Raw genomic sequence first — 26,634 nt, 5'->3', positions numbered from 1 at the left:
GCCAGAACTGGAGAACGTCCATGCTCGAGAACGAGCCCGAGGGCGGCGAACGGACCGGCGTTGACCCGGCCGCCGAGACCGCCGAGAACAGCACCGCCGCCGCGACCGGGGCGCCACCGGCCGCGACCGACCCGGGCACCGGGTTGCCACCGGCCGCGACCGGCGTCGGGCCGGAGACCGTGGGGCCGAGGGAGACCGGGGACGCGGTGAGCGGCACCGCCGACCTGGGGGACGCGGCGGTCGTCGGTACGCCGCCGAAGCGACGTACCTCACGACGCCGGAGCAGCCCGCTCAGCCAGCCCGAGCAGACCGACGCCCCGGTGGAGGCGCCCAGCAGCTCGCCCATGGGCAGCGGAGAGGCACCCCAGGCTGAGGTCTTCGCCCCGGTCGCCGCCGACCTGGACACTGCGGCGAAGACCCCACGTCGTCGGCGCAAGGCCACGGGTACCCAGCAGGTCGCCGAGGAGCCGATGGACGCGGCCGAGGTGGCACCCGCCGACGGCGACGTCGTACCGCCACTCAAGGTCACCCGTACCCGCCGCAAGAAGGCGGCCCCCGCGGCGGCCGAACCTGCCACCGAGCAGCCCGAAGCAGCCGAGCAGCCGGCGGCGAAGCGATCTCCGGCCCGGAAGCGGTCCGCGGCGGCGGAGCGGTCCGCGGCCGGTGCGCAGCCGGCCCCGGACGAAGGGCCGGCGGCCGGCGCGGAGCCCGCGGCGGGTACCGAGTTCGGCGCGGGCGCGGTGCCGCCCAGCGCTGCCGCCACGTTGCCTGCCGGGCCGGACGCGAACGTCGAGGCCGAGCCGGCACCGGGTACGGCAGCGCCTGCCGAGCCGGTACCGTCCCCGGCGGCTGGCGAGCCGACCGCGTCCCCGGCGGCTGCGGAGCCGGCACCAGAGTCCCGGTCCCGTCGGCGGCGGGCTGCGCTCACCGCACCGACTGTGCTGTTCATGGCTCCGGAGGAAGTCACCGCGGCCCGCGCCGCCGCGGCTGCCGAGGCGCTGGCCCTGGCCGAGCAGGAAACCGCCGAGGAACCGGCCGAACCGTCGCGGCGGCGCCGCCGCAGCCGGCGGGAAGCCGAGCCGGTGCCGGAGGTCGAGACCGTCGAGGAGGAGCCCACCGGGACCGCCGAGGAGGACGCCGAGGAGGACGAGGACGACGAGGAGAGCCTGTCCGGGCGCCGCCGTCGCCGACGGGGTCGCCGGGGCCGTGGTCGCGGTAAGGGCGGTGCCGAGGACGCCGACGAGAACGAGGCCGAGGAGCCGGTCCAGGCGGTAACCAGCGAAGCCGACGAAGAGGCCGGCGACGAGGAGAACGGCGACGAGGCCGAGGGCGACGGGCTGACCCGGCGACGCCGGCGTCGCCGCCGCCGGGGAGCCGGCGACACCGAGGCCGCTGCGGACGACGACGGCGTGCCCACGGTGGTGAAGATCAGAGAGCCGCGCAAGACTGTCGACGAGGTGCAGGGCGTCTCCGGTTCGACCCGCCTGGAAGCCAAGCGGCAGCGCCGTCGGGACGGCCGCGAGCAGCGTCGGACCCGCCCGCCGATCCTCAGCGAATCCGAGTTCCTGGCCCGCCGGGAGGCGGTTGACCGGGTGATGGCGGTACGCCAACGCGGTGACCGTACGCAGATCGCCGTGCTGGAGGACGGCGTACTTGTCGAGCATTACGTGACCCGCAACTCGGCGGCCACCATGGCCGGCAACGTCTACCTCGGCAAGGTGCAGAACGTACTGCCCAGCATGGAGGCGGCGTTCGTGGACATCGGCCGGGGCCGCAACGCGGTCCTGTACGCCGGTGAGGTCAACTGGGACACCTCCGGGCTGGAGGGGCGGGCCCGCTCGATCGAGCAGGCGCTCCGGTCCGGCGACTCGGTGCTGGTGCAGGTCACCAAGGACCCGATCGGTCACAAGGGTGCCCGGCTGACCAGCCACATCGCGCTCTCCGGCCGGCACCTGGTGTATGTCCCGGGCGGCAACGCCTCGGGCATCAGCCGCAAGCTGCCGGACACCGAGCGCAAGCGACTGCGCGACGCGCTGAAGAAGCTGGTGCCGGAGGGCGCCGGGGTGATCGTCCGGACCGCGGCCGAGGGGGCCAGCGAGGACGAGCTGGCCCGGGACGTCAAGCGGCTCCAGGCGCAGTGGGAGGACATCCAGGCCAAGGCCGCCGAGGGCGGGGCACCGGTGCTGCTCTACGCGGAGCCGGACCTCGTCATCCGGGTGGTCCGGGACCTGTTCAACGAGGATTTCCGCGAGCTGGTGATCGAGGGCGACCAGTCGTACGACATGGTCGAGTCGTACCTGTCGCACGTCTCGCCGGACCTGGTCACCCGGCTGCGTCGGCACGTCGGCACCACCGACGTCTTCGCCGAGTACCGCATCGACGAGCAGATTCTCAAGGGGCTCGACCGGAAGGTCTTCCTGCCCTCCGGCGGCCACCTGGTGATCGACCGGACCGAGGCGATGACCGTGGTCGACGTCAACACCGGTAAGTACACCGGGGCTGGCGGCAACCTTGAGGAGACGGTCACCCGCAACAACCTGGAGGCGGCCGAGGAGATCGTCCGCCAGCTGCGGCTGCGCGACATCGGCGGCATCGTGGTGATCGACTTCATCGACATGGTGCTGGAGTCGAACCGGGAACTGGTGCTGCGTCGACTGACCGAGTGCCTCGGCCGGGACCGGACCAAGCACCAGGTCACCGAGATCACCTCGCTGGGTCTGGTGCAGATGACCCGCAAGCGGATCGGTGCCGGGCTGGTGGAGGCGTTCAGCGAGACCTGCGAGTGCTGCAAGGGCCGAGGGCTGATCATCCACACCGAGCCGGTGCCGGAGAAGCCACGGTCGGGCGGCGGCGACAAGGTCAAGGCGGTCGCCTCGGCCGCCGCTCCGGTCGCCACCGAGCAGGGCAGCGGATCGTCCCGCCGTCGGGCGCGCAAGAGCGCACCGGCCGAGCGAACCGTGGTCGAGGTCACCGAGACCGACACCACGAGCACCGTCGACGTCGACTTCCACGACACAATGGGCTACGACCTGTCCCGGTACGAGACGGATACGCCGGCCGCGCCGGACGTCGCCGACAGCCAGCAGGGCGAGTCGGCCCGGCTCGCCGCACCGGACGACCCGGACGCGCTCGGTGAGGCCGACGAGGAGGACGGTACGGAGAGCGGTACCGGCCGGCGGCGCTCCCGTCGAGGTGGCGCGCGTCGTCGTACCCGCCCCTGACCCGAGGTCGGACACTTCCGGGCCCCTCCTGGCGACACTGCCGGGAGGGGCCCGCTACGTGTGTCGCCAAGGCCGCGCGGCGGGGTGTTGAACGGGTGCGGCGGGTGTTGGACGGCTGCGGCGGGGTGTTGAACGGGTGCGGCGGGTGTTGGACGGCTGCGGCGGGTGTTGGACGGCTGCGGCGGGTGTTAAAAGGGGGCCCTTCCTCTACCGCAGGCGTTAAGAGGGGGCCCTTCCTTCCGGGCCGGTTTGGGGTCGGGGGTTCCGATGGCGTACGCTAACCTGCGGCGCACTTTGGTGTGCCGAGTTCCCGCGTGCCCGCGCCGCCGTGCCTCTGCTACCCGGCGAGCCGCCGTGGGGACGACCGCCAGCAGCCTCAACGACAGGGAGTCCGCCTCCGATGTACGCGATCGTCAAGACCGGCGGCAAGCAGTACAAGGTCGCCGAGGGCGACGTGATCGAGGTCGAGAAGCTCGCCGGTGCCCCCGGCGACGCGGTGAAGCTCGCCGCGGTGCTCCTCGTCGACGGTGACGACCTGGTGACCGACGCGACCAAGCTCGCTCAGGTCGAGGTGTCCGGCGAAATCGCCGCGCACACCAAGGGCCCGAAGATCCGGATCCACAAGTTCAAGAACAAGACCGGCTACCACAAGCGCCAGGGTCACCGCCAGCCGTTGACCCAGGTCAAGGTGACCGGCATCTCCAGCGGGAAGTAGGTCGTCTCAAGATGGCTCACAAAAAGGGTGCGTCCAGCTCGCGTAACGGCCGTGACTCCGCGGCCCAGCGACTCGGCGTGAAGCGCTTCGGTGGTCAGGTCGTCAGCGCGGGCGAGATCATCGTCCGGCAGCGTGGCACCAAGTTCCACCCCGGTGACCTGGTTGGCCGTGGCGGCGACGACACGCTCTTCGCGCTGGCCGCCGGTTCGGTCCAGTTCGGCACCAAGCGCGGTCGCAAGACCGTCAGCATCGTGCCGCAGCAGTAGCTCAAAAGCGACAAGCGGGCCGTGGACCTGATGTCCCGGCCCGCTTCGCCTTTTCTCGCGCGGGGGCGATCCCCGCTGGAAGGATTGCGGCGTGACTACCTTCGTTGACCGGGTCGTCCTGCACCTACAGGCCGGCGACGGCGGGCACGGTTGTGTCTCGATCCACCGGGAGAAGTTCAAGCCGTTCGGCGGCCCCGACGGGGGTAACGGCGGGCACGGCGGCAGCGTCTCCCTGGTGGTCGACCCGCAGGTGCACACGCTTCTCGACTTCCACTTCCGGCCGCACGTCAAGGCGTCGAACGGCCGCGGTGGCGCGGGTTCGAACCGGGACGGCGCCAACGGTGCCGACCTGGTGCTCACGGTGCCCGACGGCACGGTGGTGCAGACCCTGGACGGCACCGTGCTGGCCGACATGGTCGGTGCCGGGACCACCTTCGAGGTGGCCCGGGGTGGGCGCGGTGGCCGAGGCAACGCCTCGCTGGCCAACGCCCGCCGTAAGGCGCCCGGCTTCGCCGAACTGGGCGAGCCGGGTGAGCAACTGGACGTGGTGCTGGAGCTCAAGAGCGTCGCCGACGTCGGCCTGGTCGGTTTCCCGTCGGCCGGTAAGTCGTCGCTGATCTCGGTGATCTCCGCCGCCAAGCCGAAGATCGCCGACTACCCGTTCACCACGCTGGTACCGAACCTCGGTGTGGTCCGGGTCGACAACCACACCTTCACGGTCGCCGACGTGCCCGGTCTGATTCCGGGCGCGGCCACCGGCAAGGGGCTCGGGCTGGAGTTCCTGCGGCACGTCGAACGCTGCGCCGTGCTGGTGCACGTGATCGACACCGCTACCCTGGAGCCCGGCCGGGATCCGTTGGCCGACATCGACACCATCGAGGCGGAGCTGACCGCGTACGGCGGCCTGGCGGACCGGCCGCGACTTGTCGCGCTCAACAAGATCGACGTGCCCGACGGCCGTGACCTCGCCGAGATCGTCCGGCCCGACCTGGCAGCGCGTGGCCTGCGGGTCTTCGAGGTGTCGGCGGCCACCCGGGAGGGGCTCAAGGAGTTCACCTTCGCGCTTGCCGAACTGGTCGAGCAGGCGCGGGCGGCGACGCCGCCGGCCGAGCCGACCCGGATCGTGCTCCGGCCGAGGGCGGTCGACGACGCCGGGTTCACCATCGAGGCGGAGAAGGACGGTTCGTACACGGTGCTCGGGGCCCGGCCGGAGCGGTGGGTGCGCCAGACGAACTTCGACAACGACGAGGCGGTCGGCTACCTCGCCGACCGGCTGGCCCGGCTGGGTGTGGAGGAGAAGCTGGCCAAGGCGGGTGCCCAGCCCGGTGACCTGGTCCGCATCGGCGAGCGGGAGTTCGACTGGCAGCCGACGCTCTACGCCGGTGCCGAGTTCGTGCCCGGTGCGCGCGGTCGCGACGTCCGGCTGGAGGAGCGGCCGACCCGGGCCAGCGCCGCCGAGCGGCTGGCGGCCCGCAAGGCCCGCCGGCAGCGGCCCGCCGACGAGGACGAGCCGACCCCCCAACCGGACGAGGTCGAATAGCCGCGTGGGTCAGGGGCGGTCGAAGGGGGTGTCCGGCGGAGTGCCGGTGCCCACGTTGTTGGAGAGCAGCAGGCCCAGGGCCAGCATGCCGAAGCCGAGTCCCAGGTGCAGGAAATCGTCGGCGCCGTTGACCGGGATGAAGTTGGCCGCGCTCTCGTCCTCGACCGCCCACCCGTACAGCCACAGCACGAGGTAGATCGCGCCGCCGCCGACCAGGAAGAACCGCGCACCGGCCACCCGGCGGGCCAGCACCAGACCGATCAGGCCGAAGCCGAGGTGCAGCAGGTTGTGCAGGATCGAGACCTGGAACAGGCCGAGTAGCTTCGCCTTCGAGTGGTGCCCGGCGAAGGACATCTCGCCGTAGTCGGTGGTGATCCCCGGGATGAAACCGGCCACACCGAGGACCAGGAAGAGCAGCGCCACCGCGAGGGCGGCGAGTTGGACCCGGCTGCGGCCCGTCCGGCCCCGGTCTGACCGATGCGCCATCGATGTCACCTCTGTGCATCAGGGAGAGGCCGGTGGCCGCCGGGGCGGCGAGGTGCAGCACCGTACCCGGCGATCTCGATGGCCCGTTGACCCCTCATTTTTGTCGGCCGGCGGACGATCCCGCAGAGAAACGACGAATCAGGCATGGGCGGCCGGGCTCAGGGTAGGTGATCAATGGCGGCGGCAAGTCCGTCCGCCGCACCCCCCGAAATGACCGCGAGGAATCGCAGTGGAAGGGACATCATGACCTACGACCTGTCATCCACCCCCGCGACCCAGGCACCTGATTCGCCGAATGGCAGCGGCGGCGTACGCGAGCAGGCCCGGCAGGTCGGCTCGGAGGCGGCGCACGCCGGTGGCGCGGTCGCCGAAACCGCGCGGGAGCAGGGCAAGGAGGTCGGCCGGGAGGCCGCCCGCCAGGCCCGTGACCTGTACGGCGAGGCCCGTACGACGCTTGCCGGCCAGGCCGGCGAGCAGCAGCGTCGGGCCGCCGGTGGCCTGCACTCGCTGGCTGACGAGATGCGCGCGATGGCCGACAACGGTGGCCAGGATGGCCCGGTGAGCGAGGTGGCCCGCCAGGCCGCCGAGCGGGTGCACGGAGTGGCCGGCTGGCTGGAGCGGCGCGAGCCAGGTGACCTGCTCACCGAGGTACGCGACTACGCCCGCCGCAACCCCGGCACCTTTCTGGTCGGCGCCGCGCTGCTCGGTGTGGTGGCCGGCCGGCTGACCCGCAATCTCTCCGCGACCGGCGACGACGGGCCCGGGTACGACCCGGACCGCACCGCCGTCCTGCCGACGACGGCTGCGCCCCCCGCGCAGCGCGCGGTGCCGGACGCCGTACCGCCGGGCGGCTACCTCGACCCGCTGCCGCCGGTGGGCCAGACCGACCCGCTGCCGCCGGTGCGTCAGACCGACCCGCTGCCGCCGGTGCGTCAGACCGACCCGCTGCCGCCGGTGCGTCAGACCGACCCGCTGCCGCCGGTGGGCCAGACCGACCCGCTGCCCGGGATGCCGTCGAGCGGGACCGCCCGGTGACGGCCCGAGCATTCCGGAAGGAGGCGACGCGATGACCGCACCGACGCAGGATCCCGGAGTCGACTCCGACTACCGCCAGCGGGCAGCGGAGGTCAAGAGCAGCTCGATCGGTGAGCTGATGCGCCAGGTCACCAGCGACCTGTCCACCCTGATGCGGCAGGAGGTGGAACTGGCCAAGGCCGAGATCCGCCAGGAGGGGAAGAAGGCGGGCAAGGCCGCCGGCCTCTTCGGCGGGGCCGGGTTCGGCGCGTACATGGTCGCGCTCTTCCTGTCGCTGGCGCTCTGGGCCGGGCTGTCAAACGTCATGGATGCCGGCTGGGCCGGACTGATCGTGGCCATCCTGTGGGCCGCGATCGCGGCGGTCCTCTACGTACTGGGCCGTCGCAACGCCGAGCGCATCCGTGGCCTGAAGCAGACAAACGACAGCGTGCAGCGCATCCCCGACGCGCTCAAGCCGCACCCGGAGGGAGTGACCCGATGAGCACCGATCCCGACCAGATCCGCCGGGAGATCGAAGCCACCCGTAGCCACCTGAGTTCTGACGTGGACGCCCTGGCGTACAAGGTCAGCCCGGGCCGGATCGTCAACGACCGTAAGCAGCGGGTGCGTACCGCGTTGCAGAATGTGAGGGAGACGGTAATGGGAACCGCATCCGATCTCGGCCACCGCACCAGCCACGGCGCCCACTCGGTCGGCGACCGCGCCTCGTCGGCGGCCTCCGCCGTCGGCGACGCCGCGCACTCGGCGGCCTCGACCGTAAACGACGCCGCGCACCGCGCCCCGCAGGCCATTCGACGCAAGTCCGAGGGCAACCCGCTGGCCGCCGGCCTGATCGCCTTCGGCGTCGGGATGCTCGCCTCCTCGCTCATCCCGGCGAGCCGCCGCGAGCAGCAGCTGGCCACCCAGGTACGACAGAAGGCCGGCGAGCACGGCGGAATGGTCACCGAGCAGCTGAGCCGGGTGGCCAACGAGGTCACCCAGGAACTGCGCGAGCCGGCCCAGCAGGCGGCCGAGTCGGTCAAGGGCACCGCCCGGGAGGCCGCGCAGACGGTCCGGGACGACACCCGCACCGCTGCCCAGGACGTCGGCGAGCAGGCCCGGCACGCCCGCGACGAGGTGCGCTCCTGACGACATCACCTACCCGCCGGCCGCCCCGTGGCCCGTACGGCACACCGCCGTGCGGGCCACGGTCGCCCTTCGGGGGCCCCTCGACCGGCCGCTGATCGCCTGCTGGGCGCCGTTTCGGGAGCACCGTGTCGGGTAGCGCTCGTACGGGGCGTCCGCTGCCGGACGCCCTCTGGCGAAGGAGACGTGATGACGAGCAACGGAACGAGATGGGCCCTGCTCGGCACCGCCGCCGTGACCGCTGTCGGGGTGGGCGTGGGCGTGGGCCGGATGGTGGCCCGACGGCGGCACCGGCACCAGCCCGAGAAGATGGACGGCTGGTACGTGGTGCGGCGCGGGGTGACGGTCGACCGGCCGGTCGAGGCGGTGATCGGCTTCTGGACCGACCGCCAGCGACTGGACCGCGCGCTGGCCGAGTGGGCGACGCTGGAGCAGATCGACGACGAGCACTGGCGGGTGGTGGCGCATGACCCGTCCGGGGCCGGCACCGAGTGGCGGGCCGAGATCACCGTCACCGGTCCGGGCCGGCTGAGCTGGCGGGTCACCGACGGTCCGGAGCAGCAGGGCACGATCGAGTTGTCGCCCGCCCCGCAGGGCCGGGGCACCGAGATCCGCGCCGAGTTGCGGTACCGCTCCTCTCCGGTGCGCCGAGCGCTCGGCCTGGCCCGTGCCGACGAGCCGGACCTGCGGCTGCGCGACACGCTACGCCGGGCGAAGTCGCTTATCGAGTGCGGTCAGGCGATCGATACCCGACGCGATCCCGCCGGACGCAACCGAAGGCAGGAACGGGCCACCGACAAGGTGCGTGAGCGGTTGTCGACGGGAGGACGGGCATGAGGGCGCTGTGCTGGGAGGGCGTCGGCAAGCTGAAGGTACGCGATGTGCCGGAGCCGGCCGTCCGCGCCGACGGCGACATCATCGTCAAGGTCCGGGCGAGCAGCGTCTGCGGCTCGGACCTGCATCTGATCAACGGGTACCTGCCCGCCATGCGGGAGGGCGACATCCTCGGCCACGAGTTCATGGGCGAGGTGGTGGAGACCGGCCCCGGGGTGCGCCGCCTCGCCGTCGGCGACCGGGTGGTGGTCGGTTCGGTGGTGGCCTGCGGCGGCTGCTGGTACTGCCGCACCGAGCAGTACTCGCTCTGCGACAACTCCAATCCGCAGCCGGTCTTCACCGAGAAACTGTGGGGGCACTCGCCCGCCGGCATTCTCGGCTACTCGCACGCCGCCGGTGGCTACTCCGGCAGCCACGCCGAGTACGTGCGGGTGCCGTTCGGCGACGTCGGTGCGTTCAAGGTGCCCGACGGGGTGCCCGACGACGCAGTGGTCTTCGCCTCCGACGCGATGCCCACCGGCTGGATGGCCGCCGACTTCTGCAACCTCAGCGGCGGCGAGGTGGTCGCGGTGTGGGGTGCCGGTGGCGTCGGCCAGATGGCCGCCCGGGCCGCCCAGTTGCTCGGCGCGGAACGGGTCATCATGGTGGACCGGCTGCCGGAGCGGCTGGCCACCGCCGCCGACCGGCTGGGCGTGGAGACCGTCAACTACGCCGAGACCGACGTGCTTGAGGCGCTGCGCGAGTTGACCGCCGGCCGGGGACCGGACGCCTGTATCGAGGCGGTCGGCATGGAATCGCACGACGTCGGTCCGGCGTACGCGTACGACCGGGCCAAGCAGAGCGCCCGGTTGCAGACCGATCGGCCGACCTCCGTCCGGCAGGCGATCATGGCGGCCCGCAAGGGCGGCACGGTCAGCATCGTCGGCGTGTACGCTGGCCTGGTGGACAAGTTCCCGCTGGGTGCCGCGATGAACAAGGCGCTGGTGCTGCGGATGGGCCAGATGCACGCGCAGCGCTACATCCCGATGCTGCTGGACCGGCTCGCCGCCGGCGAGATCGACCCTGGCTACCTGGCCACCCATCCGATGTCGTTGGAGCAGGGCGCGCGGGGCTACGAGATCTTCGAGAAGAAGCAGGACGGCTGCCTGCGTACCGTGTTGCATCCGGCCTGACCGTGCTCCGCCGAGGGGCCGGACGGCCCTTCGGCGGAGTCAGCCGGTGCGTCGCCCGCCGGTGCCGACGCGTGGGCCGCTCCGCCGTCGCCGGGGAGTCAGTCCAGGTCGAACTCGCCGTCCTGGGCACCCGCGACGAAGGCGTCCCACTCGGCCTTGGTGAAGACCAGCACCGGGCCGTCCGGCTCGGCGGAGTTGCGCATGCCGATGAGGTCGTCGACGAAGGCGACCTCGACCGCCGCCTCGGAGGTGTCGCCCTCGGCCCGCTGCCAGACCGCGCGGGAGAGGTCGAAGTCGCCCTTGGGGTGCGTTGTCATGGTCAGGTCCTCCAGGGTCAGGGGAATTGGCGAGCCGGTTGCTCGGCCCATCGGGCAGGATAAGCGGATGCCGAGCCTGACCCGTGCAGAGTCGACCGCGCGTGGCGCGTCGATCTCTGTCACGTCCTACCAGGTGGACCTCGACCTGACCGGGGACGCAGAGCGGTTCCGCTCGCACGTCACGATCCGGTTCCGGGCCACCGCCACCGAGACCTTCGCCGAGGTCAAGCCTGCGAAACTGCTTGCGGTACGGCTCAACGGCGCCGACCTCGACCCGGCCACGTTCGTCGACAACCGGCTGCCGCTGACCGGGTTGACCGAGGAGAACACGCTTACCGTCGACGCCGAGATGGCGTACATGAACAGCGGCGAGGGGATGCACCGGTTCGTCGATCCGGCCGACGGCGAGACCTATCTCTACGCGATGTCCTTCCTGGACGATGTGCAGCGCATCTTCGCCGCCTTCGACCAGCCTGACCTGAAGGCGCCGGTCACCCTCTCGGTCACCGCACCGCCGCACTGGACGGTCGCGGCAAATGCCGAGCTGGCCGCCAATCCGAGCCCGGGACGCTGGGAGTTCGCGCCCACCCTGCCCATCGCGACGTACTTCTTCACCCTGGTCGCCGGTCCCTGGCACGTACGCCGGGACAGTCACGACGGCATCCCGCTCGCCGTCTACTGCCGACGTTCGCTCGCCGAGCACCTGGACGCCGACGCGGAGGAGATCTTCACCGTCACCAAGCAGTGCCTGGACCGTTTCCACCAGCTCTTCGACGAGCGCTACCCGTTCGGCAAGTACGACCAGGCGTTCGTGCCGGAGTTCAACGCCGGTGCCATGGAGAATCCGGGCCTGGTCACCTTCCGCGACGACTACATCTTCCGGTCGGCGGTCACCGATACCCAGCGCGAGCTGCGGGCCACCGTCATCGCCCACGAGATGGCGCACATGTGGTTCGGTGACCTGGTCACCATGCGCTGGTGGGACGACCTGTGGCTGAACGAGTCGTTCGCGGAGTACCTGGGCACCCGGGTCACCGCCGAGGCGACCCGGTTCGACGGCGCGTGGACGACCTTCGCGCTGCGCCGCAAGGCGGGAGGCTACGCCGCCGACCAGCGCCCCTCGACCCACCCGGTGGCCCCGCAAGAGGTGGCCGACTCCGCCGAGGGCCTGCTCAACTTCGACGGCATCTCGTACGCCAAGGGCGCCAGCGTGCTGCGGCAGTTGGTGGCGTGGCTCGGTGACGACGCCTTCCTGGCCGGCCTGAACGACCACTTCGCCCGGCACCGGTTCGGCAACGCCACCCTGGCGGACCTGCTGGCCAGCCTCTCCGCCGCCAGTGGTCGGGATCTCGGCGGCTGGGCGCAGAGTTGGTTGCGGACCGCTCAGGTGAACACGCTCCGGGCCGAGGTGACCGTGGACGGCCAGGGCCGGTACACCGAGGTGGTCGTCGCGCAGACCGCGCCGCCGACGCACCCGGTGCTGCGCCCGCACCGCATCGGGGTGGGCCGGTACGCCGTCGACGGTACCGCCGAGCGCGTCGAGGTCGACCTGGATCCGAAGGTCGACGAGGGGCGTACGGTCCTTGCCGAGCTGGCCGGTGCGCCGGCGGCGGCGGTTCTGCTGCCCAACGACGGTGACCTGACCTTCGCCAAGATCCGGCTCGATCCGGCCTCGGCCGATGCCGTGCCGCAGCTGTTGCCCCGTCTGGCCGACCCACTGGCCCGGGCGCTGCTCTGGGGCGAGGCGCTGGACGCGGCGACCGACGGCGAGCGACCGGTAGGCGCGGTGGTGGAGCTGATCGCGACGGCGTTGCCCACCGAGACCGAGGTGATCATCGCCGAGGACGTGCTCGCGCTGAGCCGCTCGTTGGTGGACCGCTACCTCGACCCGGCGGCCCGCCGGACCGCCCTGGGGGTGCTCGCCGACTCCTGCCGGCGGTTGCTCGACGGTGCCGCGCCGGGCGGGTCGTTGCAGTTGGCCGCGGCGCGGGGGCTGATCGCCGCGAGCACCGACGCCGACCTGCTCGGGGGCTGGCTCGCCGGCCGGGACGTACCGGCGGGGCTGGCGGTCGACGTGGAGCTGCGTTGGGCGATCCTGGCCCGGCTGGTGCTGCTGGGCGCGGCCGGCGAGGCCGAGATCGCGGCGGAGGCGGCGGCCGATCCGAGCGCCACCGGCGCGGAGCGCGCCGCCAGATGCCGGGCGGCGCTGCCCGACCCGGCGGCCAAGCGGGCCGGGTGGGAGATCATCGTGTCGAACACCGAGCTGTCCAACCGGCTGGTCGAGGCGACCGCTGCCGGTTTCTGGCAACCCGAGCAGGCGGAGTTGACCGCCGACTACGTCGCGCGGTACTTCACCGACATGCCGGCCGCCGCGCGGCTGCGTACGCCCTGGGTGGCCGACGAGGTGGCGGAGCTGGCCTTCCCCCGCTACGCCGTGGCGCAATCCACCCGGGAGGCAGCCGCGGCGTTGCTCGCCCGCGACGACCTCACCCCCGGGTTGCGCCGGGTGGTCGTCGACGCCGACGACGACCTGCGCCGCGCCCTGCTGGCCCGGACGGCGGTGGCCGCCACGACCGCCTGACACCGGTGGCCGGGGCGGTACGGACGGTGCCGGCCCGGCCCGGGGTGGGTTCTAGGATCATGGGGTGGTGGACGACATCCGGCGGATCGGGATCATGGGCGGTACCTTCGACCCGATCCATCACGGGCACCTGGTGGCGGCGAGCGAGGTGGCGGACCGGTTCGGGCTCGACGAGGTGATCTTCGTGCCGACCGGTCAACCGTGGCAGAAGGCGGACATGCCGGTCAGCTCGGCCGAGGACCGCTATCTGATGACTGTGGTCGCCACCGCCTCCAATCCGCGGTTCCAGGTCAGTCGGGTGGACATCGACCGGGGTGGCCCGACCTACACCGTCGACACCCTGCGCGACCTGCACGAGGTGTACGGGCCCAAGGCGCAGCTGTTCTTCATCACCGGCGCGGACGCCATGGAGAAGATCCTGAGCTGGAAGAACCTCACCGAGATCTTCGAGTTGGCGCACTTCATCGGGGTGACCCGGCCCGGCTTCGAACTCTCCGACGCCCACCTGCCGGCCGACACGGTCAGTCTGGTCCAGGTGCCGGCGATGGCGATCTCGTCCACCGACTGCCGGGCGCGGGTCGCTCGCGGTGCCCCGCTGTGGTATCTGGTGCCGGACGGTGTGGTGCAGTACATCGCAAAAAGGCGGCTCTATCTGGAGTGAATCGGCCTGTTCATCCCGGTATTGGGCGAAAACCGGTAGGTCGCAAATCCGGCAGGTGTGAGAGGCTGGAATCATCGCACGAATGATCGAAGGAGAACGGTGACAGTTTCCGAACGCGCTCACGAGCTGGCGATCACCGCCGCCCAGGCGGCAGCCGACAAGAAGGCTCAGGACATCGTCATCATCGACGTGGGCGACCAGCTCGCGATCACCGACGCGTTCGTGCTCGCCGCGGCCCCGAACGAGCGCCAGGTGCTGGCCATCGTCGATGCCATCGAAGAGGCCCTGCTCGACCTGCCCGAGAAGGCGAAGCCGGTCCGGCGCGAGGGCGAGCGCGGCGGGCGCTGGGTGCTGCTCGACTACGTCGACATCGTGGTGCACGTCCAGCACACCGAGGAACGCGAGTTCTACGCCCTCGACCGGCTCTGGAAGGACTGCCCGACCATCCCGTTCGTCGACCGGGACCTGGCTCGGGCCGAGGCCGCCGCCGGATCGGGCGAGTGACCCGCCTGATCATCTGGCGGCACGGCAACACCGACTGGAACGCCGCCAGCCGGGTGCAGGGCCAGTCCGACGCACCCCTGAACGACCTCGGCCGCGAGCAGGCGCGGACCGCCGCGCCGCTGCTCGCCGCGATGCGGCCGGACGCCATCGTGGCAAGTGACCTGAGCCGCGCCGCCGACACCGCCGCCGCGTTGGCCGCGCTGACCGGCCTGCCGGTGCGATCCGACGCCCGGTTGCGCGAACGCTACTTCGGCAGCTGGCAGGGCCTGCTGCTCACCGAGGTCACCGAGCGGTACCCCGACGAGTACGCCCGCTGGCGGGCCGGTGACCCGGACCCGGGGGCCGGCATCGAGCATCTCGACGAGCTGGGCAAGCGGATCGGCACCGCGTTGCAGGAGGCCGCCGACGAGGTGGCCGGCGGCACGATCGTCGTCGCCACCCACGGCGGCGCCGCCCGGCAGGGCTGTGGATACCTGCTCGGCTGGGAGCACAGCGTGCTGCGCGCGGTCGGTTCGCTGCGCAACTGCCACTGGACCGAGCTGCGCCACGATGCCGGGCGCGGCTGGCACCTGCGGGCCCACAACGTCGGGCCGATGCCTACCGACGGCACCGCGCGGGCCACTCCCGGGATGGCTGAACACGGCTGATCCAGTGCGATCGGCTACCGTGCCGAGCATGCCCGTCGCGGTCGTGACCGATTCCACCGCCTACCTTCCACCCGAGCTGGTGTCGGCGTACCGGCTGACCGTGGTGCCGCTGACCGTGGTGCTCAACGGTGTCGAGGGGCTGGAGGGGGTGGAGGTCTTCCCGGCGGACGCCACCCGTGCCCTGAGCGCCCGGCGGGTATCGGTGAGCACCTCCCGCCCGTCGCCGGAGCAGTTCGCCCGCACGTACCGCGAGTTGCTGGACGCCGGGGCCGACGGGGTGGTCTCCGTCCACCTGTCGGCCGGTCTCTCCGGCACGGTCGAGGCGGCCGAGTTGGCCGCTGCCCAGCTCGGTGACCGGGTGCGGGTGGTGGACAGTCGCTCCTGCGGCATGGGTCTCGGCTTTCCGGCCATCGCCGCGGCCCGGGCCGCCGCCGACGGTGCCGACCTGGCCGGCGTACGTGCCGCCGCCGTCGACACCGTCGGTCGAACCACAATCTTCTTCTACGTCGACACGCTTGAGTTCCTCCGCCGGGGCGGCCGGATCAACGCCGCCGAGGCGCTGCTCGGCACCGCGCTCTCGGTCAAACCGATCCTGCACATGCCCGATGGCGTCATCGTGCTGCGGGACAAGGTGCGTACCGCCAGCCGAGGCGTGGCACGACTGATCGACCTGGCCGTCGAGGCCGCCGGAGACGCACCGGTGGACCTCGCCGTGCACCACCTTGCCGCGCCACACCGGGCCGAGCAACTGCTCGACGCACTGACCATCCGGCTCGGTGACCGGCTGCACGACAGGTACGTCTCCGAGGCCGGCGCGGCCGTCGCCGCCCACGCCGGCCCGGGCCTCGCCTGCGTGGTCATCCACCGCCGCCGCTGACGGCCGGCCCGCACCTGCGCCTGCGTCGGCCGGGTCGCACCTGTGCCTGCGCCTGTGTCGGCCGGCCCGCACCTGCGCCTTGGGTGGCCGGCCCGCACCGGCGCCCGGGTGGGTGGTGCGCCGGGGCCAGGATGGGGGCGTGCAGTTCGTTGCGGCTCGCAGGAGGTACGGACCGATGTCCTTTGTGGTGACCGGGGGTGGGCGCGGAGTCGGCCGGGGAATCGTGGCGCGGCTACTCGCCGACGGCGCGACCGTCGTGGTGATCGAGCGTGATCCGGAGGCGGTCGCCTGGGTGCCGGAACATCCCGAGGCCGATCGGCTGGTGGCCCTCGTCGGCGACGCCGCCGACGAGGGTGTCGCGGCCCGCGCCGCCGACCTCGCGGAACGAGCCGGGCCACTCATCGGCTGGGTCAACAACGCCGCGGTGTTCCGGGACGCCTCCGTGCACGACGCCCCGGTCGGCGAGGTCGTCGACCTGATCACCCGCAACCTGCGCCCCGCCGTGGTCGGCGCCGCCACCGCGGTCCGCCGCTTCCTCGCCGCCGGCACCGGCGGTGCCGTGGTGAACGTCTCGTCCCACCAGGCCAGCCGCCCGGTGCCCGGTTGCCTGCCGTACGCCACCGCCAAGGCCGCCGTCGAAGGACTCACCCGGGCACTTGCGGTGCAGTACGGCCGGCACGGCATCCGGGCCAACGCGGTCGCGCTCGGCTCGGTGGCGACCGAGCGGCACGAGGCGTTCCTCGCGGGTCAGGAGCCGGACCGGGTACGGCGGATCGAGGCGGAACTGGCCCAACTGCATCCGGTGGGCCGGATCGGCCAGCCGCAGGACGTGGCCGAGGCGGTGGCGTACCTGCTCTCCCCGGCGGCGAGCTTCATCAACGGCGTCACCCTGCCGGTGGACGGCGGACGTGCCGCGCTCGGTCTCGACCCGCAAGCCCACTGAGGAGGTAGCCGGGACAACCGGCCGCGCGGTGGGCCCTAGCACATCACGAGCATGATCAGGGCGTTGTCCACAGTCCGCCGGTTGTCCACAACCTGGGCACTGTCGGCAAGCAGAAGCCGCCGTCGTCGCCCTAGCCTCGCGCCGTGTCCAACGACGAGGAGACGGTGGTCCGGGAGCGCCTGCGGCGGCTGATGCCCGGTGCCCGGATGGCTGATGGCGACGTACCGCCGCTGCCGGTGGCCGAGCCGCCGTCGCCGTCCCGGCTGGCCTGGCCGACCGTGCTCCTGCCCGTCCACGCCGACCGCCCGCGGCTGGCAGCCTCGGACCCGGCGGGTGGCGCCGGGCCGCGACCAGCGCGGCCCGAGTCGCTCCGGCCCGCCGAGTCGCGATCCGACCCGCCCGAGCCGTTTCGTGCCGATGGGTCGCCTCCGGTGCAGGTCGAGCCGGTGCCGGAGATGGCGTTGGGGTCGCGGTTGCCGGGGCCAGGTGTGTTCGATCCGGGCCGGCGGGGTGTGCGGGCGCTCGCGGTGGTCGCCGTACTGGTGGTGCTCGCCGCCGCCGGCTGGGCCTGGCGGTCGCGTCCCCAGGTCGAGCCGATCGTCGCCGCGACGGACGCTGCCGTCAGCCCGGATCCGGCCGCACCGGTCGGTGCCGGCCCGGCGGCCCCGGCCGGTGCCGAGGCGGGCAGTACGGCGTCGGGGAACTGGTCGTCGCGGTCGCCGGAAAGGTCCGCCGACCCGGCCTGGTCCGGGTACCGGCCGGGGCGCGGGTGGCCGACGCCGTCGAGGCGGCCGGCGGGGCCCTGCCCGGGGTGGACGTGGCGATGCTGAACCCGGCCCGCAAGGTCTCCGACGGCGAGCTGATCCTGGTCGGCGTGCCGCCGCCCACCCCACCACCGGGGGCGGCACAGCCCGGCGCGGCGCCGGCCGGCGACCCGGCGTCCGGAGGGCGGGTCAACCTCAACACCGCGACCCCGGCCCAACTGGAGACGCTGCCCGGGGTGGGGCCGGTGCTGGCCCAGCGCATCATCGCGCACCGCGATCAGCACGGCGGGTTCCGGTCCGTCGGTGACCTGCGCCAGGTCAGCGGCATCGGCGACGCACGGTACGAACAGCTCAAGGACCTGGTGACCGTGTGACGGCGGGCGACGAGAAACCGGCTGACCTTCGGCTGGCCGGGCTGGCCGTGGCGGCCTGGCTCACCGCGCTTGCCGGATTGCAGCTCGACGCCCGGCGTACGCTGCTGGTGGCCGCCGTCGCGGCGGGCCTCGCCCTGCTGGCGGCACTGCACCTGCTCGGGGTCGTCGGGAGTCCCGGCACCCGCACCCGTCGCTACGGCTGGATCGCGGTGGCGGTCCTGCTCGGTGTCGTCTGTGGTGGCGCGGCCACCTCGTCCCGGCTGGCCGTCCGCGACGCCGAGCCGCTGCGTGCCCTGGTCGAACAGGGCGGCCGGGTCACCGTCGAGTTGGTCGTCCGGGACGACCCCCGGGCGGTACGCGGTGGCATCGTCGGCCGTCCGCCGACTCTGCTGGTGCGCGCCAAGCTGGTGACCGTCCACGGCCCGGCCGGGCAGCGGGTCAGCGTACCGGCCCGGATCCTGGTGCTCGCCGACGATCCGGCCTGGCGCGGATTGCTGCCCGGGCAACGGCTCACGGCCGGCGGGCGGCTGGCGGAACCGCGCGGCGGCGATCTGACCGGCGCCGTGCTGATCGCCAGCGGGCCGCCCGCGCGGCTCGGCGCACCGTCGGCCCTGCAACGGGCCGCCGGTCGGCTCCGCGCCGGTCTGCAACGGGCCTGCGCGCCGCTGCCCGACGAGCCGGGTGGGCTGCTGCCCGGCCTGGTCGTCGGCGACACCAGCCAACTGCCCGACCCGGTGGAGGAGGACTTCCGGGCTACCGGAATGACGCATCTGAATGCGGTTTCCGGTTCCAACGTCGCGATCATCGTGGGTGCCGTGCTGCTGTTGGCGCGCTGGGCGTGCGCCGGTCCGTTGCTGGCCGCCGGTCTCTGTGGACTGGCCCTGGTGGGCTTCGTCATCCTGGTCCGGCCGTCACCGAGTGTGGTGCGCGCCGCCACCATGGGCGCGATCGGGCTCGCCGCGCTGGCCGCGGGCCGACCCCGGGCGGCGGTGCCGGCCTTGGCCGCTGCGGTGGCGGTGCTGGTGCTTGTCGATCCCGACCTGGCCGGCGACGCCGGCTTCGCGCTCTCCGTGTTCGCCACCGGCGGCCTGCTGCTGCTCGCGCCCAGGTGGCGGGATGGTCTGCGGCGGCGGGGCGTACCACCGGGTGCCGCCGAGGCGCTCGCGGTGCCGGCCGCCGCGCAGTTGGCCTGTTCTCCGGTGATCGCTGGCCTGTCGGGGACGGTCAGCCTGGTCGCGGTGCCGGCCAACCTGCTCGCGGTGCCGGCGATCGCCCCGGCCACCGTGCTGGGTGTGCTGGCCGCGATCGGGTCGCCGGTCTGGCCGACCGGTGCCGAGTGGGTCGCCTGGCTGGCGCACTGGCCGGCGTGGTGGCTGGTGCTGGTCGCCCGGTACGGCGCCCGGATGCCGGCCGGCAACCTGCCCTGGCCCGACGGGGTGTTCGGGGCGCTGCTGCTGGCCGTGCTGACCCTGCTCCTGCTGGTGGCGGTCCGCCGGCCGGTGCTGCGCCGGCTGGTGGTGGTGCTGGCGCTGGCGGTGGTGCTCGGCAGTCTGCCGGTCCGGGTGTTCGCGCCCGGCTGGCCGCCGACGGGCTGGGTGATCGCCGTCTGCGCCGTCGGTCAGGGCGACACGGTGGTGTTGCCGGTGGCGGCCGGTCGGGCGGTGGTGGTGGACGCCGGCCCGGACCCGGCGGCGGCGGACGCCTGCCTGCGCCGGCTCGACGTGCGTCGGGTGCCGCTGCTTGTGGTAAGCCACTTCCACGTCGACCACACCGGCGGGGTGGCCGGGATCTTCCGGGGTCGACGGGTGGACACGGTACTCGTTCCGCAGTGGCCGGAGCCGGCGACCGGGCGGGACCTGGTCCGGGCCACCGCCGCCGCGCACGGTACCCCGCTGGTGGCGGCACCGGCCGGGTGGCGCTACCGGGCCGGCGACGCCGAGTTGGTGGTCCTCGGTCCGCCGTACCCGATGCGCGGCACCAGGTCGGATCCGAACAACAACTCACTGGTGCTGCTGGCCACCGTGGGCGGGGTGCGGATTCTGCTCACCGGGGACGCCGAGACCGAGTTGCAGCGGGAGTTGCGGGAGCGGTTGCCGCCGGACGGGCTGCGTGCCGACGTGTTGAAGGTGCCCCACCACGGCTCGGCGTACCAGGATCCGGCGTTTCTGGACGCGGTCCGTCCGGCGGTGGCGCTGGTGCCGGTGGGTGCGGGCAACACCTACGGCCATCCCAGCCAGGCGGTGCTGGCCCGGCTGTCCCGCAACGGCGCGCGGGTGCTGCGTACCGATGTCGACGGGGACGTGGCGACGGTGCGCGGGCCGGGAGGGCTGGCGGTGGTGACCGGTGGCGTCGATCTGAAGTCGGGATAAACGATGAATAGATTAGCATTTGTGGCAGAAAGAGATAGATGTCTGGATTTGCGCTGTGTGCGGGGTCCGCCCGCACAGTGCGGTCGACCGGGCTGGACCAGGCCACCGAGCGTGCGAATATGGGCGGCGTGATCGCCGCCAGCGCCGCTCCTATTGTGCTCGTCCTCGGTGACGAGGAGCTGCTCGCCACGCGTGCGGTGACCGAAACCGTCGCCGCCGCCCGAGCCGCCGATCCGGACGTCGACGTCCGGGAGTACGCCGCGGGGCAGCTCAGCGTCGGCGAGATCGACGAGATGCTCAGCCCGTCGCTGTTCGGCGGACGCCGGTTGCTGGTGCTCCGGTCGGGCCAGGACGCCCGCAAGGATCTGGTCGCCGCGCTGCTGGCGTACGCCAAGAATCCCGACCCGGACGTGCAGCTCGTCGTGCAGCACCTCGGTGCGGCCAAGGGCAAGGCGTTCGCCGACGGGTTGAAGTCGGCAGGCGCGCAGGTGCTGCCCGCGGCAAAGCTCAAGGGGCACCGCGAGCGGGTGGCCTTCGTCCGCGACGAGTTCCGCCGGGCCGGCGGGCGGTGCACCGACGACGCCGCCGAGGCGCTGATCGCGGCGGTCGGCAACGACCTGCGCGAACTCGCGGCGGCCTGCTCGCAGCTGATCGCCGACACCGACGGCCGGATCGGTGCCGACACCGTGGCCCGCTACTACCGGGGCCGGGTCGAGGTGAGTGGCTTCACCGTGGCCGACGCCACAATGGTCGGTGACCTTCCGGGCGCGCTGGAGGCGCTGCGCTGGGCGCTGCACGTGGGGGTCGATCCGGTGCCGATCGCCGACGCCCTCGCCGACGGCATCCGCACCGTGGCCCGGGTCGCCTCGGCGGGTCGGGGCAGTCCCTACCAGTTGGCAAGCAGTCTCGGCCTGCCGCCGTGGAAGATCGAGCGGGCCCAACGGCAGGCGCGCGGCTGGACGCCGGACGGACTGGTCCGGGCCATGCAGGCGGCGGCCGAGTGCAACGCGGCGGTCAAGGGCGGCTCCGACGACCGGGCGTACGCGCTGGAGAAGGCGGTCTTCTCGGTGGCCGCCGCGCGACAGGGCGGCACCAGATGAGCGGAGCCCTCCGTGGCTCGTGGGCCACGATCCCGGCCGACGAGGAGCGCTACCGCCCGCTCTACGCGCGGGTGCTCGGGCTGCGCTTCGTCAACCCGGGCGGGGTGCTCTGCTTCGTGTTCTTCGAGGGGACCATCGCGCTGGCGAGCCTGCTCGTCCTCGCCGAGTTGGTGCGCTGGTGGGCGGTGTTGGTGCTGCCGGCGGCGGTGGCGGTGATGGTCAAACTCAACGATCTGGTGGCCGCGGCGGTGGTCCGCTCGGCCGCGGCCGTACCCGAACAGGAGCGGGACCGGTTCCGGCGGCAGATGGAACCGGTCGTCGGGCGGGTACGCGTCGACTGGCGCCCGCACCGGGTGGCCGGTGTGCTGGTGAGCGCGGAGCCGGTGGAGGGGATCCGGTCCGAGGTCCCCGATCCCGAGACCGGTGGCGACCCGGGCCGCAAGCCGCCGCTGGCGCTTCCCGGCACCACCGCGACGCAGCAGCGTGGGGAGCGTACCGCCGATCCGGGGTCGTGATCGCGTATCCCGGGCAAGCGTCGGGGTCGGGCTGGCCAGCGTCGAAATTGGGCAGGCCCGTTTCGCGGTCGGGTAGGCCAGTTCCGCGGTCGGGTAGGGACGGCGGTCGGGCAGGCTCGTTTCGCGGTCGGGTAGGGACGGCGGTCGGGTAGGGACGGCGGTCGGGTAGGGACGGCGGTCGGGTAGGGACGTGCGAGAGCCCCGAGGCAGCGGCCCCGGGGCTCTCGTCAGGTCTTGGCCCGCCGGATCAGACGGAATCCTGCTCGCCGGATCAGGCAGAGAACGACGCGACGCGCTTGGCGATCGCCGACTTGCGGTTCGCAGCCTGGTTGGCGTGGATGACGCCCTTGCTGGCCGCCTTGTCCAGCTTCCGCGAGGCGTCCTGCATGAGGGCGGTGGCCTTCTCGACGTCACCGGCCTCGGCGGCCTCGTGGAACTTGCGGATGGCGGTCTTCAGCGACGACTTGACCGACTTGTTACGCAGCCGGCGCTTCTCGTTCTGCCGGTTGCGCTTGATCTGGGACTTGATGTTCGCCACGCGACAGCCTCGTCTTGATAGCTCGGGTTGGTCAGCTTGTGCGCGCGACGAGCATGCGTCATCGCTGCGCGAAGAGCCAGGTTACCAGGTCGGCCCGGACGGGCCAAAACGGGTCAGGTCCAGCCCTGTCGGCGGGCCAGCCAGCCGAGCGCCTGCTCACCGGTCCACCGCTGATGGGCAGGGAGGCTGGCGGCGGCCGTCGCCGGTGCCGAGGCGGCGGCGGTCAGGTGGTAGCCGGCCAGGGCGGCCAGGGTCACGTCCAGCGCGTCGTCGGGCGCACCGGCGACGGCCGGATGGGTGGCGAACTGGGTGTCCGCGTCCAGCCCGCTGGCGTACCCGGTGATCAGCAACCCGGCCAGGTCGAACCAGGCCGGCCCGTGGCAGAGCCAGGTCCAGTCGCAGAACCAGGCGGTACCGGTGGCGTCGATGAGCACGTTGTCCACCCGCAGGTCGCCGTGGCTGAGGCCGACAGCCCCGGCCGCGTACCCGGGCAGGCGCGACTCCAGGTCGACCAGGTCGGCGAGCCGGCCGCGCAGCGGGGCGGGCAGCGGTGGCAGCGGCTCCCGACCGGCGGCCACCTCGTCCCACCAGAGGATGTCGTCGCGGGCGAGGTCGGCGAGCCGGGGCAGCCCGACGGCGACCAGTTCGGCCGGCGGGTCGGCGAGCGCGGCGGCGACGTCGGCGTAGCCGGCGAGGGTGGCGGCCAACTCGGCCGGCGCCCAGGGCAGCCGGGGGGTGTGGCCGTCGACCGGCTCCAGGCAGAGCGCGTACCAGCCCGCCTGCCAGAGCGTCCAGCGCAGCCGGGGGACCGGCAGCCCGGCGGGCAGCCGGGCCAGGATCGCCGCCTCCCGGGCGTACCAGTCGACCAGGTGCGGCTGTTCGGCGTGCGGCGCGGCCTTGACGAACGCGCTCGCCCCGTCGGCGGTGTCCAGCAGCGCGGCGAAGCCCCGGGTGAAGCCGGCGCCGGCACTGCGGGCCCCGACCACCGCCGCGCCGAGCCGCGCCGAGATCGCCGAGCGCACCGCCGCCGGCAGCGTGTGCCAGCCGGGCCGCTGGGCGGTCGCGTGGTACGAAACGGGCGGTGGGGACGGTGCGCTCACCCCGACCATGCTGCCCGACGTCTGCCAGACTGCGAGGCCATGAGGACCGACGACTTCTGGCAGCTGATCGAGCAGGCGCGCGTCGGTGGGGGAGAGCCCGGCGCCATCGCCGCGCGGGCCGTCGCGCTGCTCGCCGACCGCGATCCGGAGGAGATCGTCGGGTACGCCCGCCACCAGCAGCGGGTGCTCGCCGCCTCCTACCGGGTCGACCTCTGGGGTGCCGCGTACCTGATCAATGGGGGTGCCTCGGACGACGGCTTCGAGTACTTCCGCGGCTGGTTGATGACCCAGGGGCGGGAGGTCTTCGCCCGCGCGGTGGCCGAGCCGGATTCGCTGGCCGAGCTGCCCCAGGTCCGGGCCGCCTCGCTCAGCGGCGAGGAGTTCGAGTGCGAGGACATGCTGGCGGTGCCGTGGGACGCGTACCGCAAGGCGACCGCGACCGATCTCCCGGCGGACCGGGAGCCGCCGCCGGTGCCGGACCTGAACGACTTCTGGGACTTCGACGACTCCGACGAGGCCCGGCGCCGACTGCCCCGGCTCGCCGCCCTCTTCGTCGAGCCGCCCGAGGAGTGAGCCCGGCGGTCCCGGTACGACGGCCTTCGTCGCGCCGTCGGCAGGAGTGAACGGACGCCCGGCCGGTGCCCGGCGGGGACGTGGGAGCATAGAGCAGGCCGGCACGCGCCGGCCCGCTCAACGTCAGCCGACCAGAACGGACCGCTGTGCCACCGACGCTCGATCCCGGCGCGAACGCTCCTGGTGCCACCGACCCGGCGCGGATCAGGAACTTCTGCATCATCGCCCACATCGACCACGGGAAGTCGACCCTGGCCGACCGGATGTTGCAGCTCACCGGCGTGGTTGACCCGCGCCAGATGCGAGCGCAGTACCTCGACCGGATGGACATCGAGCGGGAACGCGGCATCACCATCAAGAGCCAGGCGGTCCGCATGCCGTGGACCATCCGCGAGGGCGAGCGGACCGGCGAGCAGGCCGTGCTCAACATGATCGACACCCCTGGCCACGTCGACTTCACCTACGAGGTGTCCCGTTCGCTGGCCGCCTGCGAGGGTGCCATCCTGCTTGTCGACGCGGCCCAGGGCATCGAGGCGCAGACGCTTGCCAACCTCTACCTCGCGCTCGAGAACGACCTGCACATCATCCCGGTGCTCAACAAGATCGACCTGCCGGCCGCGCAGCCGGAGAAGTACGCCGAGGAACTGGCCCATCTGATCGGCGGCGACCCGGCGGACTGCATCAAGGTCTCCGGCAAGACCGGTGAGGGGGTGCCGTACCTGCTCGACGAGATCGTCCGGCAGTTCACCCCGCCGGTCGGTGACGCCGACGCGCCGGCCCGGGCGATGATCTTCGACTCGGTCTACGACGTCTACCGGGGCGTCGTCACCTACGTGCGGGTGATCGACGGCCGGATCAGTGCCCGGGACCGGATCAAGATGATGTCCACCGGCGCGGTCCACGAGCTGCTGGAGATCGGGGTCATCTCGCCGGAGATGGTGAAGGCCGACGCGCTCGGCGTCGGCGAGGTCGGTTACCTGATCACCGGCGTGAAGGACGTCCGGCAGTCCCGGGTCGGTGACACGGTCACCATCAACAACCGCCCGGCGGCCGAGCCGCTCGGCGGCTACAAGGACCCCAAGCCGATGGTCTACTCGGGGCTCTACCCGATCGACGGGTCGGACTATCCGGCGCTGCGCGACGCGCTGGACAAGCTCAAGCTCAACGACGCCGCGTTGACGTACGAGCCGGAGACCTCCGGTGCGCTCGGCTTCGGCTTCCGCTGTGGCTTCCTCGGCCTGCTGCACCTGGAGATCATCCGGGAGCGGTTGGAGCGGGAGTTCAACCTGGATCTGATCTCGACCGCGCCGAACGTGGTCTACCGGGCCATCCAGGAGGACGGCCAGGAGATCGTGGTCACCAACCCGAGCGAGTACCCGACCGGCAAGATCGCCGAGGTGTACGAGCCGACGGTGCGGGCCAGCGTGCTCACCCCAAACGACTACGTGGGTGCGGTGATGGAGCTCTGCCAGGGCCGGCGGGGCAACCTGCTCGGCATGGAGTACCTCTCCGCCGACCGGGTCGAGCTGCGCTACACGCTGCCGCTAGCGGAGATCATCTTCGACTTCTTCGACCAGCTCAAGAGCCGTACCAAGGGCTACGCCTCGCTGGACTACGAGCCCACCGACGAGCAGGCCTCCGACCTGGTGAAGGTCGACATCCTGCTGCACGGTGAGCCGGTGGACGCGTTCAGCGCCATCGTGCACAAGGAGAAGGCGTACGCCTACGGCACCACGATCGCCGCGAAGCTGCGCAACCTGATCCCGCGCCAGCAGTTCGAGGTGCCGATCCAGGCGGCCATCGGCAGCCGGGTGATCGCCCGGGAGACCATCCGGGCGATCCGCAAGGACGTGCTCGCCAAGTGCTACGGCGGTGACATCAGCCGTAAGCGCAAGCTGCTGGAAAAGCAGAAGGAGGGCAAGAAGCGGATGAAGATGGTGGGCCGGGTGGAGGTCCCGCAGGAGGCCTTCATCGCCGCGCTCTCCTCCGACTCCGGCGACGGCAAGGCCCCCGGCAAGAAGTAGCGCCGGTCCGCATGCTCCGGGCGCCTCCGGTGCCCGCGTCCGGGTGGCCGCGTCCCGGGTCCGCGCCTGGTGTTCGGGTCCGCGCCTGGTGTCCGGGGTTAGCGCCTGGTGTTCGGGTCCGCGCCTGGTGTTTCGGCGTCTGGTGTTCGGGTCGGCGTCTGGTGTTCGGGTCCGCGTCTGGCGTCCGGGGTTAGCGCCTGGTGTTCGGGTCCGCGTCTGGGAAGCCACGCGCGGGCCCGTGTCCGGCAGCCGGCGTCTGAGGCCGCGTCCGGGCCGGCGTCCCGGGCCCGCGGCCGGCGTCTGGTGCCCGGGTCCGGCGGCCGGCGTCCGGTGCCCCGGGTCCGGCGGTCGGC

The 26,634-nt window shown here is 72.6% G+C and carries 24 protein-coding genes and 1 pseudogene; 21 read left to right on the top strand and 4 right to left on the bottom strand.

Going from position 1 to position 26,634, the window contains the following annotated elements:
• Nucleotides 1–20: 20 nt before the first annotated feature.
• The 4 genes from QQG74_RS25340 to obgE all read left to right on the top strand — a co-directional run bounded on the left by QQG74_RS25340 (nucleotide 21) and on the right by obgE (nucleotide 5,742).
• Entirely contained in the window at nucleotides 21–3,221 is a 3,201-nt protein-coding gene (locus QQG74_RS25340) for an Rne/Rng family ribonuclease (protein ID WP_341717212.1), read from the top strand.
• Nucleotides 3,222–3,621: 400 nt separating this feature from the next.
• Complete coding sequence (gene rplU, locus QQG74_RS25335; protein WP_341717211.1) at nucleotides 3,622–3,936, top strand: 50S ribosomal protein L21; 315 nt, start codon at nucleotides 3,622–3,624, stop codon at nucleotides 3,934–3,936.
• 11 nt (nucleotides 3,937–3,947) lie between these two features.
• Entirely contained in the window at nucleotides 3,948–4,202 is a 255-nt protein-coding gene (rpmA, locus tag QQG74_RS25330; protein WP_341717210.1) for a 50S ribosomal protein L27, read from the top strand.
• Nucleotides 4,203–4,293: 91 nt separating this feature from the next.
• Complete coding sequence (gene obgE, locus QQG74_RS25325) at nucleotides 4,294–5,742, top strand: GTPase ObgE (RefSeq protein WP_341717209.1); 1,449 nt, start codon at nucleotides 4,294–4,296, stop codon at nucleotides 5,740–5,742.
• A 9-nt stretch (nucleotides 5,743–5,751) separates the two neighbouring features.
• Here obgE and QQG74_RS25320 read toward each other — a convergent pair whose 3' ends face one another.
• Nucleotides 5,752–6,228: a DUF4383 domain-containing protein gene (locus QQG74_RS25320; RefSeq protein WP_341717208.1), complete on the bottom strand. Its 477-nt coding sequence runs from the start codon at nucleotides 6,226–6,228 to the stop codon at nucleotides 5,752–5,754.
• Between the two features lie 243 nt (nucleotides 6,229–6,471).
• On the opposite strand from QQG74_RS25320, the gene QQG74_RS25315 reads away from it, so the two are divergent.
• The 5 genes from QQG74_RS25315 (at nucleotide 6,472) to QQG74_RS25295 (ending at nucleotide 10,394) form a co-directional block, all read left to right on the top strand.
• Complete coding sequence (locus tag QQG74_RS25315; protein WP_341717207.1) at nucleotides 6,472–7,263, top strand: hypothetical protein; 792 nt, start codon at nucleotides 6,472–6,474, stop codon at nucleotides 7,261–7,263.
• A 31-nt stretch (nucleotides 7,264–7,294) separates the two neighbouring features.
• Nucleotides 7,295–7,744 (top strand): phage holin family protein, encoded by a 450-nt coding sequence (locus QQG74_RS25310; protein ID WP_341717206.1) that lies wholly within the window; start codon nucleotides 7,295–7,297, stop codon nucleotides 7,742–7,744.
• Complete coding sequence (locus QQG74_RS25305) at nucleotides 7,741–8,391, top strand: DUF3618 domain-containing protein (RefSeq protein ID WP_341717205.1); 651 nt, start codon at nucleotides 7,741–7,743, stop codon at nucleotides 8,389–8,391. The genes QQG74_RS25310 and QQG74_RS25305 overlap by 4 nt, the downstream gene beginning before the upstream one ends.
• A gap of 186 nt (nucleotides 8,392–8,577) precedes the next feature.
• Nucleotides 8,578–9,225, top strand: coding sequence for a cyclase (locus QQG74_RS25300; protein ID WP_341717204.1), 648 nt, complete (start codon nucleotides 8,578–8,580; stop codon nucleotides 9,223–9,225).
• The gene (locus QQG74_RS25295; protein ID WP_341717203.1) at nucleotides 9,222–10,394 is read left to right on the top strand and encodes a zinc-dependent alcohol dehydrogenase; all 1,173 of its coding nucleotides are present in this window, start codon (nucleotides 9,222–9,224) and stop codon (nucleotides 10,392–10,394) included. Before QQG74_RS25300 ends, QQG74_RS25295 begins: the two co-directional genes overlap by 4 nt.
• 98 nt (nucleotides 10,395–10,492) lie before the next feature.
• On the opposite strand, the gene QQG74_RS25290 is transcribed toward QQG74_RS25295, so the two are convergent.
• Nucleotides 10,493–10,711: a DUF397 domain-containing protein gene (locus tag QQG74_RS25290; protein ID WP_111244256.1), complete on the bottom strand. Its 219-nt coding sequence runs from the start codon at nucleotides 10,709–10,711 to the stop codon at nucleotides 10,493–10,495.
• 67 nt (nucleotides 10,712–10,778) lie between these two features.
• Between QQG74_RS25290 and pepN the strand changes: the two genes are divergently transcribed.
• From pepN to QQG74_RS25240, 10 genes and pseudogenes are all read left to right on the top strand, one after another.
• A complete protein-coding gene (gene pepN / locus QQG74_RS25285) occupies nucleotides 10,779–13,292 on the top strand; it encodes an aminopeptidase N (RefSeq protein WP_341717202.1) in 2,514 nt (837 codons plus the stop codon).
• A gap of 64 nt (nucleotides 13,293–13,356) precedes the next feature.
• On the top strand, nucleotides 13,357–13,953 hold the full coding sequence (gene nadD / locus QQG74_RS25280; RefSeq protein WP_341717201.1) for a nicotinate-nucleotide adenylyltransferase: 597 nt from the start codon (nucleotides 13,357–13,359) through the stop codon (nucleotides 13,951–13,953).
• A gap of 99 nt (nucleotides 13,954–14,052) precedes the next feature.
• Complete coding sequence (gene rsfS / locus QQG74_RS25275) at nucleotides 14,053–14,457, top strand: ribosome silencing factor (RefSeq protein WP_341717200.1); 405 nt, start codon at nucleotides 14,053–14,055, stop codon at nucleotides 14,455–14,457.
• A complete protein-coding gene (locus tag QQG74_RS25270; protein WP_341717199.1) occupies nucleotides 14,454–15,104 on the top strand; it encodes a histidine phosphatase family protein in 651 nt (216 codons plus the stop codon). Before rsfS ends, QQG74_RS25270 begins: the two co-directional genes overlap by 4 nt.
• A gap of 28 nt (nucleotides 15,105–15,132) precedes the next feature.
• Nucleotides 15,133–15,981: a DegV family protein gene (locus tag QQG74_RS25265; protein WP_341717198.1), complete on the top strand. Its 849-nt coding sequence runs from the start codon at nucleotides 15,133–15,135 to the stop codon at nucleotides 15,979–15,981.
• A gap of 175 nt (nucleotides 15,982–16,156) precedes the next feature.
• Nucleotides 16,157–16,924 (top strand): SDR family oxidoreductase, encoded by a 768-nt coding sequence (locus QQG74_RS25260; RefSeq protein ID WP_341717197.1) that lies wholly within the window; start codon nucleotides 16,157–16,159, stop codon nucleotides 16,922–16,924.
• Nucleotides 16,925–17,067: 143 nt separating this feature from the next.
• Nucleotides 17,068–18,062: pseudogene (locus tag QQG74_RS25255) on the top strand (ComEA family DNA-binding protein).
• Complete coding sequence (locus tag QQG74_RS25250) at nucleotides 18,059–20,431, top strand: ComEC/Rec2 family competence protein (RefSeq protein ID WP_341717196.1); 2,373 nt, start codon at nucleotides 18,059–18,061, stop codon at nucleotides 20,429–20,431. The pseudogene QQG74_RS25255 and the gene QQG74_RS25250 overlap by 4 nt, the downstream one beginning before the upstream one ends.
• 119 nt (nucleotides 20,432–20,550) lie before the next feature.
• Nucleotides 20,551–21,531 (top strand): DNA polymerase III subunit delta, encoded by a 981-nt coding sequence (gene holA, locus QQG74_RS25245; RefSeq protein ID WP_341717195.1) that lies wholly within the window; start codon nucleotides 20,551–20,553, stop codon nucleotides 21,529–21,531.
• Nucleotides 21,528–22,046: a hypothetical protein gene (locus QQG74_RS25240; protein WP_341717194.1), complete on the top strand. Its 519-nt coding sequence runs from the start codon at nucleotides 21,528–21,530 to the stop codon at nucleotides 22,044–22,046. Before holA ends, QQG74_RS25240 begins: the two co-directional genes overlap by 4 nt.
• A 271-nt stretch (nucleotides 22,047–22,317) precedes the next feature.
• Here the strand turns inward: QQG74_RS25240 and rpsT are convergent, their stop codons facing one another.
• Together rpsT and QQG74_RS25230 are read right to left on the bottom strand one after the other, a co-directional pair.
• Nucleotides 22,318–22,584, bottom strand: coding sequence for a 30S ribosomal protein S20 (gene rpsT / locus QQG74_RS25235; protein WP_341717193.1), 267 nt, complete (start codon nucleotides 22,582–22,584; stop codon nucleotides 22,318–22,320).
• A gap of 113 nt (nucleotides 22,585–22,697) precedes the next feature.
• Entirely contained in the window at nucleotides 22,698–23,693 is a 996-nt protein-coding gene (locus QQG74_RS25230; protein ID WP_341717192.1) for a phosphotransferase, read from the bottom strand.
• A gap of 30 nt (nucleotides 23,694–23,723) precedes the next feature.
• Here QQG74_RS25230 and QQG74_RS25225 point away from each other — a divergent pair, with 30 nt between their 5' ends.
• Nucleotides 23,724–24,257: a DUF4240 domain-containing protein gene (locus tag QQG74_RS25225; RefSeq protein ID WP_341717191.1), complete on the top strand. Its 534-nt coding sequence runs from the start codon at nucleotides 23,724–23,726 to the stop codon at nucleotides 24,255–24,257.
• A gap of 146 nt (nucleotides 24,258–24,403) precedes the next feature.
• Nucleotides 24,404–26,281 carry a translation elongation factor 4 gene (gene lepA, locus QQG74_RS25220; protein ID WP_341717190.1) on the top strand — a complete coding sequence of 626 codons (1,878 nt, stop codon included), beginning with the start codon at nucleotides 24,404–24,406 and terminating at the stop codon, nucleotides 26,279–26,281.
• Nucleotides 26,282–26,634: the final 353 nt, after the last annotated feature.

This window comes from Micromonospora sp. FIMYZ51 (genome assembly GCF_038246755.1).
In the GTDB taxonomy this organism is placed as follows: Bacteria; Actinomycetota; Actinomycetes; order Mycobacteriales; family Micromonosporaceae; genus Micromonospora.
Note: the sequence above shows the minus strand (reverse complement) of the source record. Positions and strands in the feature narration are given on the sequence as shown.

Excerpts from the sequence above, each read along its gene's own strand:
- QQG74_RS25340 (WP_341717212.1), top strand. The coding sequence starts at position 21 with ATGCTCGAGAACGAGCCCGAGGGCGGCGAACGGACCGGCGTTGACCCG.
- rplU (WP_341717211.1), top strand. The coding sequence starts at position 3,622 with ATGTACGCGATCGTCAAGACCGGCGGCAAGCAGTACAAGGTCGCCGAG.
- rpmA (WP_341717210.1), top strand. The coding sequence starts at position 3,948 with ATGGCTCACAAAAAGGGTGCGTCCAGCTCGCGTAACGGCCGTGACTCC.
- QQG74_RS25320 (WP_341717208.1), bottom strand. The coding sequence starts at position 6,228 with ATGGCGCATCGGTCAGACCGGGGCCGGACGGGCCGCAGCCGGGTCCAA.
- QQG74_RS25315 (WP_341717207.1), top strand. The coding sequence starts at position 6,472 with ATGACCTACGACCTGTCATCCACCCCCGCGACCCAGGCACCTGATTCG.
- QQG74_RS25310 (WP_341717206.1), top strand. The coding sequence starts at position 7,295 with ATGACCGCACCGACGCAGGATCCCGGAGTCGACTCCGACTACCGCCAG.
- QQG74_RS25305 (WP_341717205.1), top strand. The coding sequence starts at position 7,741 with ATGAGCACCGATCCCGACCAGATCCGCCGGGAGATCGAAGCCACCCGT.
- QQG74_RS25300 (WP_341717204.1), top strand. The coding sequence starts at position 8,578 with ATGACGAGCAACGGAACGAGATGGGCCCTGCTCGGCACCGCCGCCGTG.
- QQG74_RS25295 (WP_341717203.1), top strand. The coding sequence starts at position 9,222 with ATGAGGGCGCTGTGCTGGGAGGGCGTCGGCAAGCTGAAGGTACGCGAT.
- QQG74_RS25290 (WP_111244256.1), bottom strand. The coding sequence starts at position 10,711 with ATGACAACGCACCCCAAGGGCGACTTCGACCTCTCCCGCGCGGTCTGG.
- pepN (WP_341717202.1), top strand. The coding sequence starts at position 10,779 with ATGCCGAGCCTGACCCGTGCAGAGTCGACCGCGCGTGGCGCGTCGATC.
- QQG74_RS25265 (WP_341717198.1), top strand. The coding sequence starts at position 15,133 with ATGCCCGTCGCGGTCGTGACCGATTCCACCGCCTACCTTCCACCCGAG.
- QQG74_RS25260 (WP_341717197.1), top strand. The coding sequence starts at position 16,157 with ATGTCCTTTGTGGTGACCGGGGGTGGGCGCGGAGTCGGCCGGGGAATC.
- holA (WP_341717195.1), top strand. The coding sequence starts at position 20,551 with ATGGGCGGCGTGATCGCCGCCAGCGCCGCTCCTATTGTGCTCGTCCTC.
- QQG74_RS25240 (WP_341717194.1), top strand. The coding sequence starts at position 21,528 with ATGAGCGGAGCCCTCCGTGGCTCGTGGGCCACGATCCCGGCCGACGAG.
- QQG74_RS25230 (WP_341717192.1), bottom strand. The coding sequence starts at position 23,693 with ATGGTCGGGGTGAGCGCACCGTCCCCACCGCCCGTTTCGTACCACGCG.
- QQG74_RS25225 (WP_341717191.1), top strand. The coding sequence starts at position 23,724 with ATGAGGACCGACGACTTCTGGCAGCTGATCGAGCAGGCGCGCGTCGGT.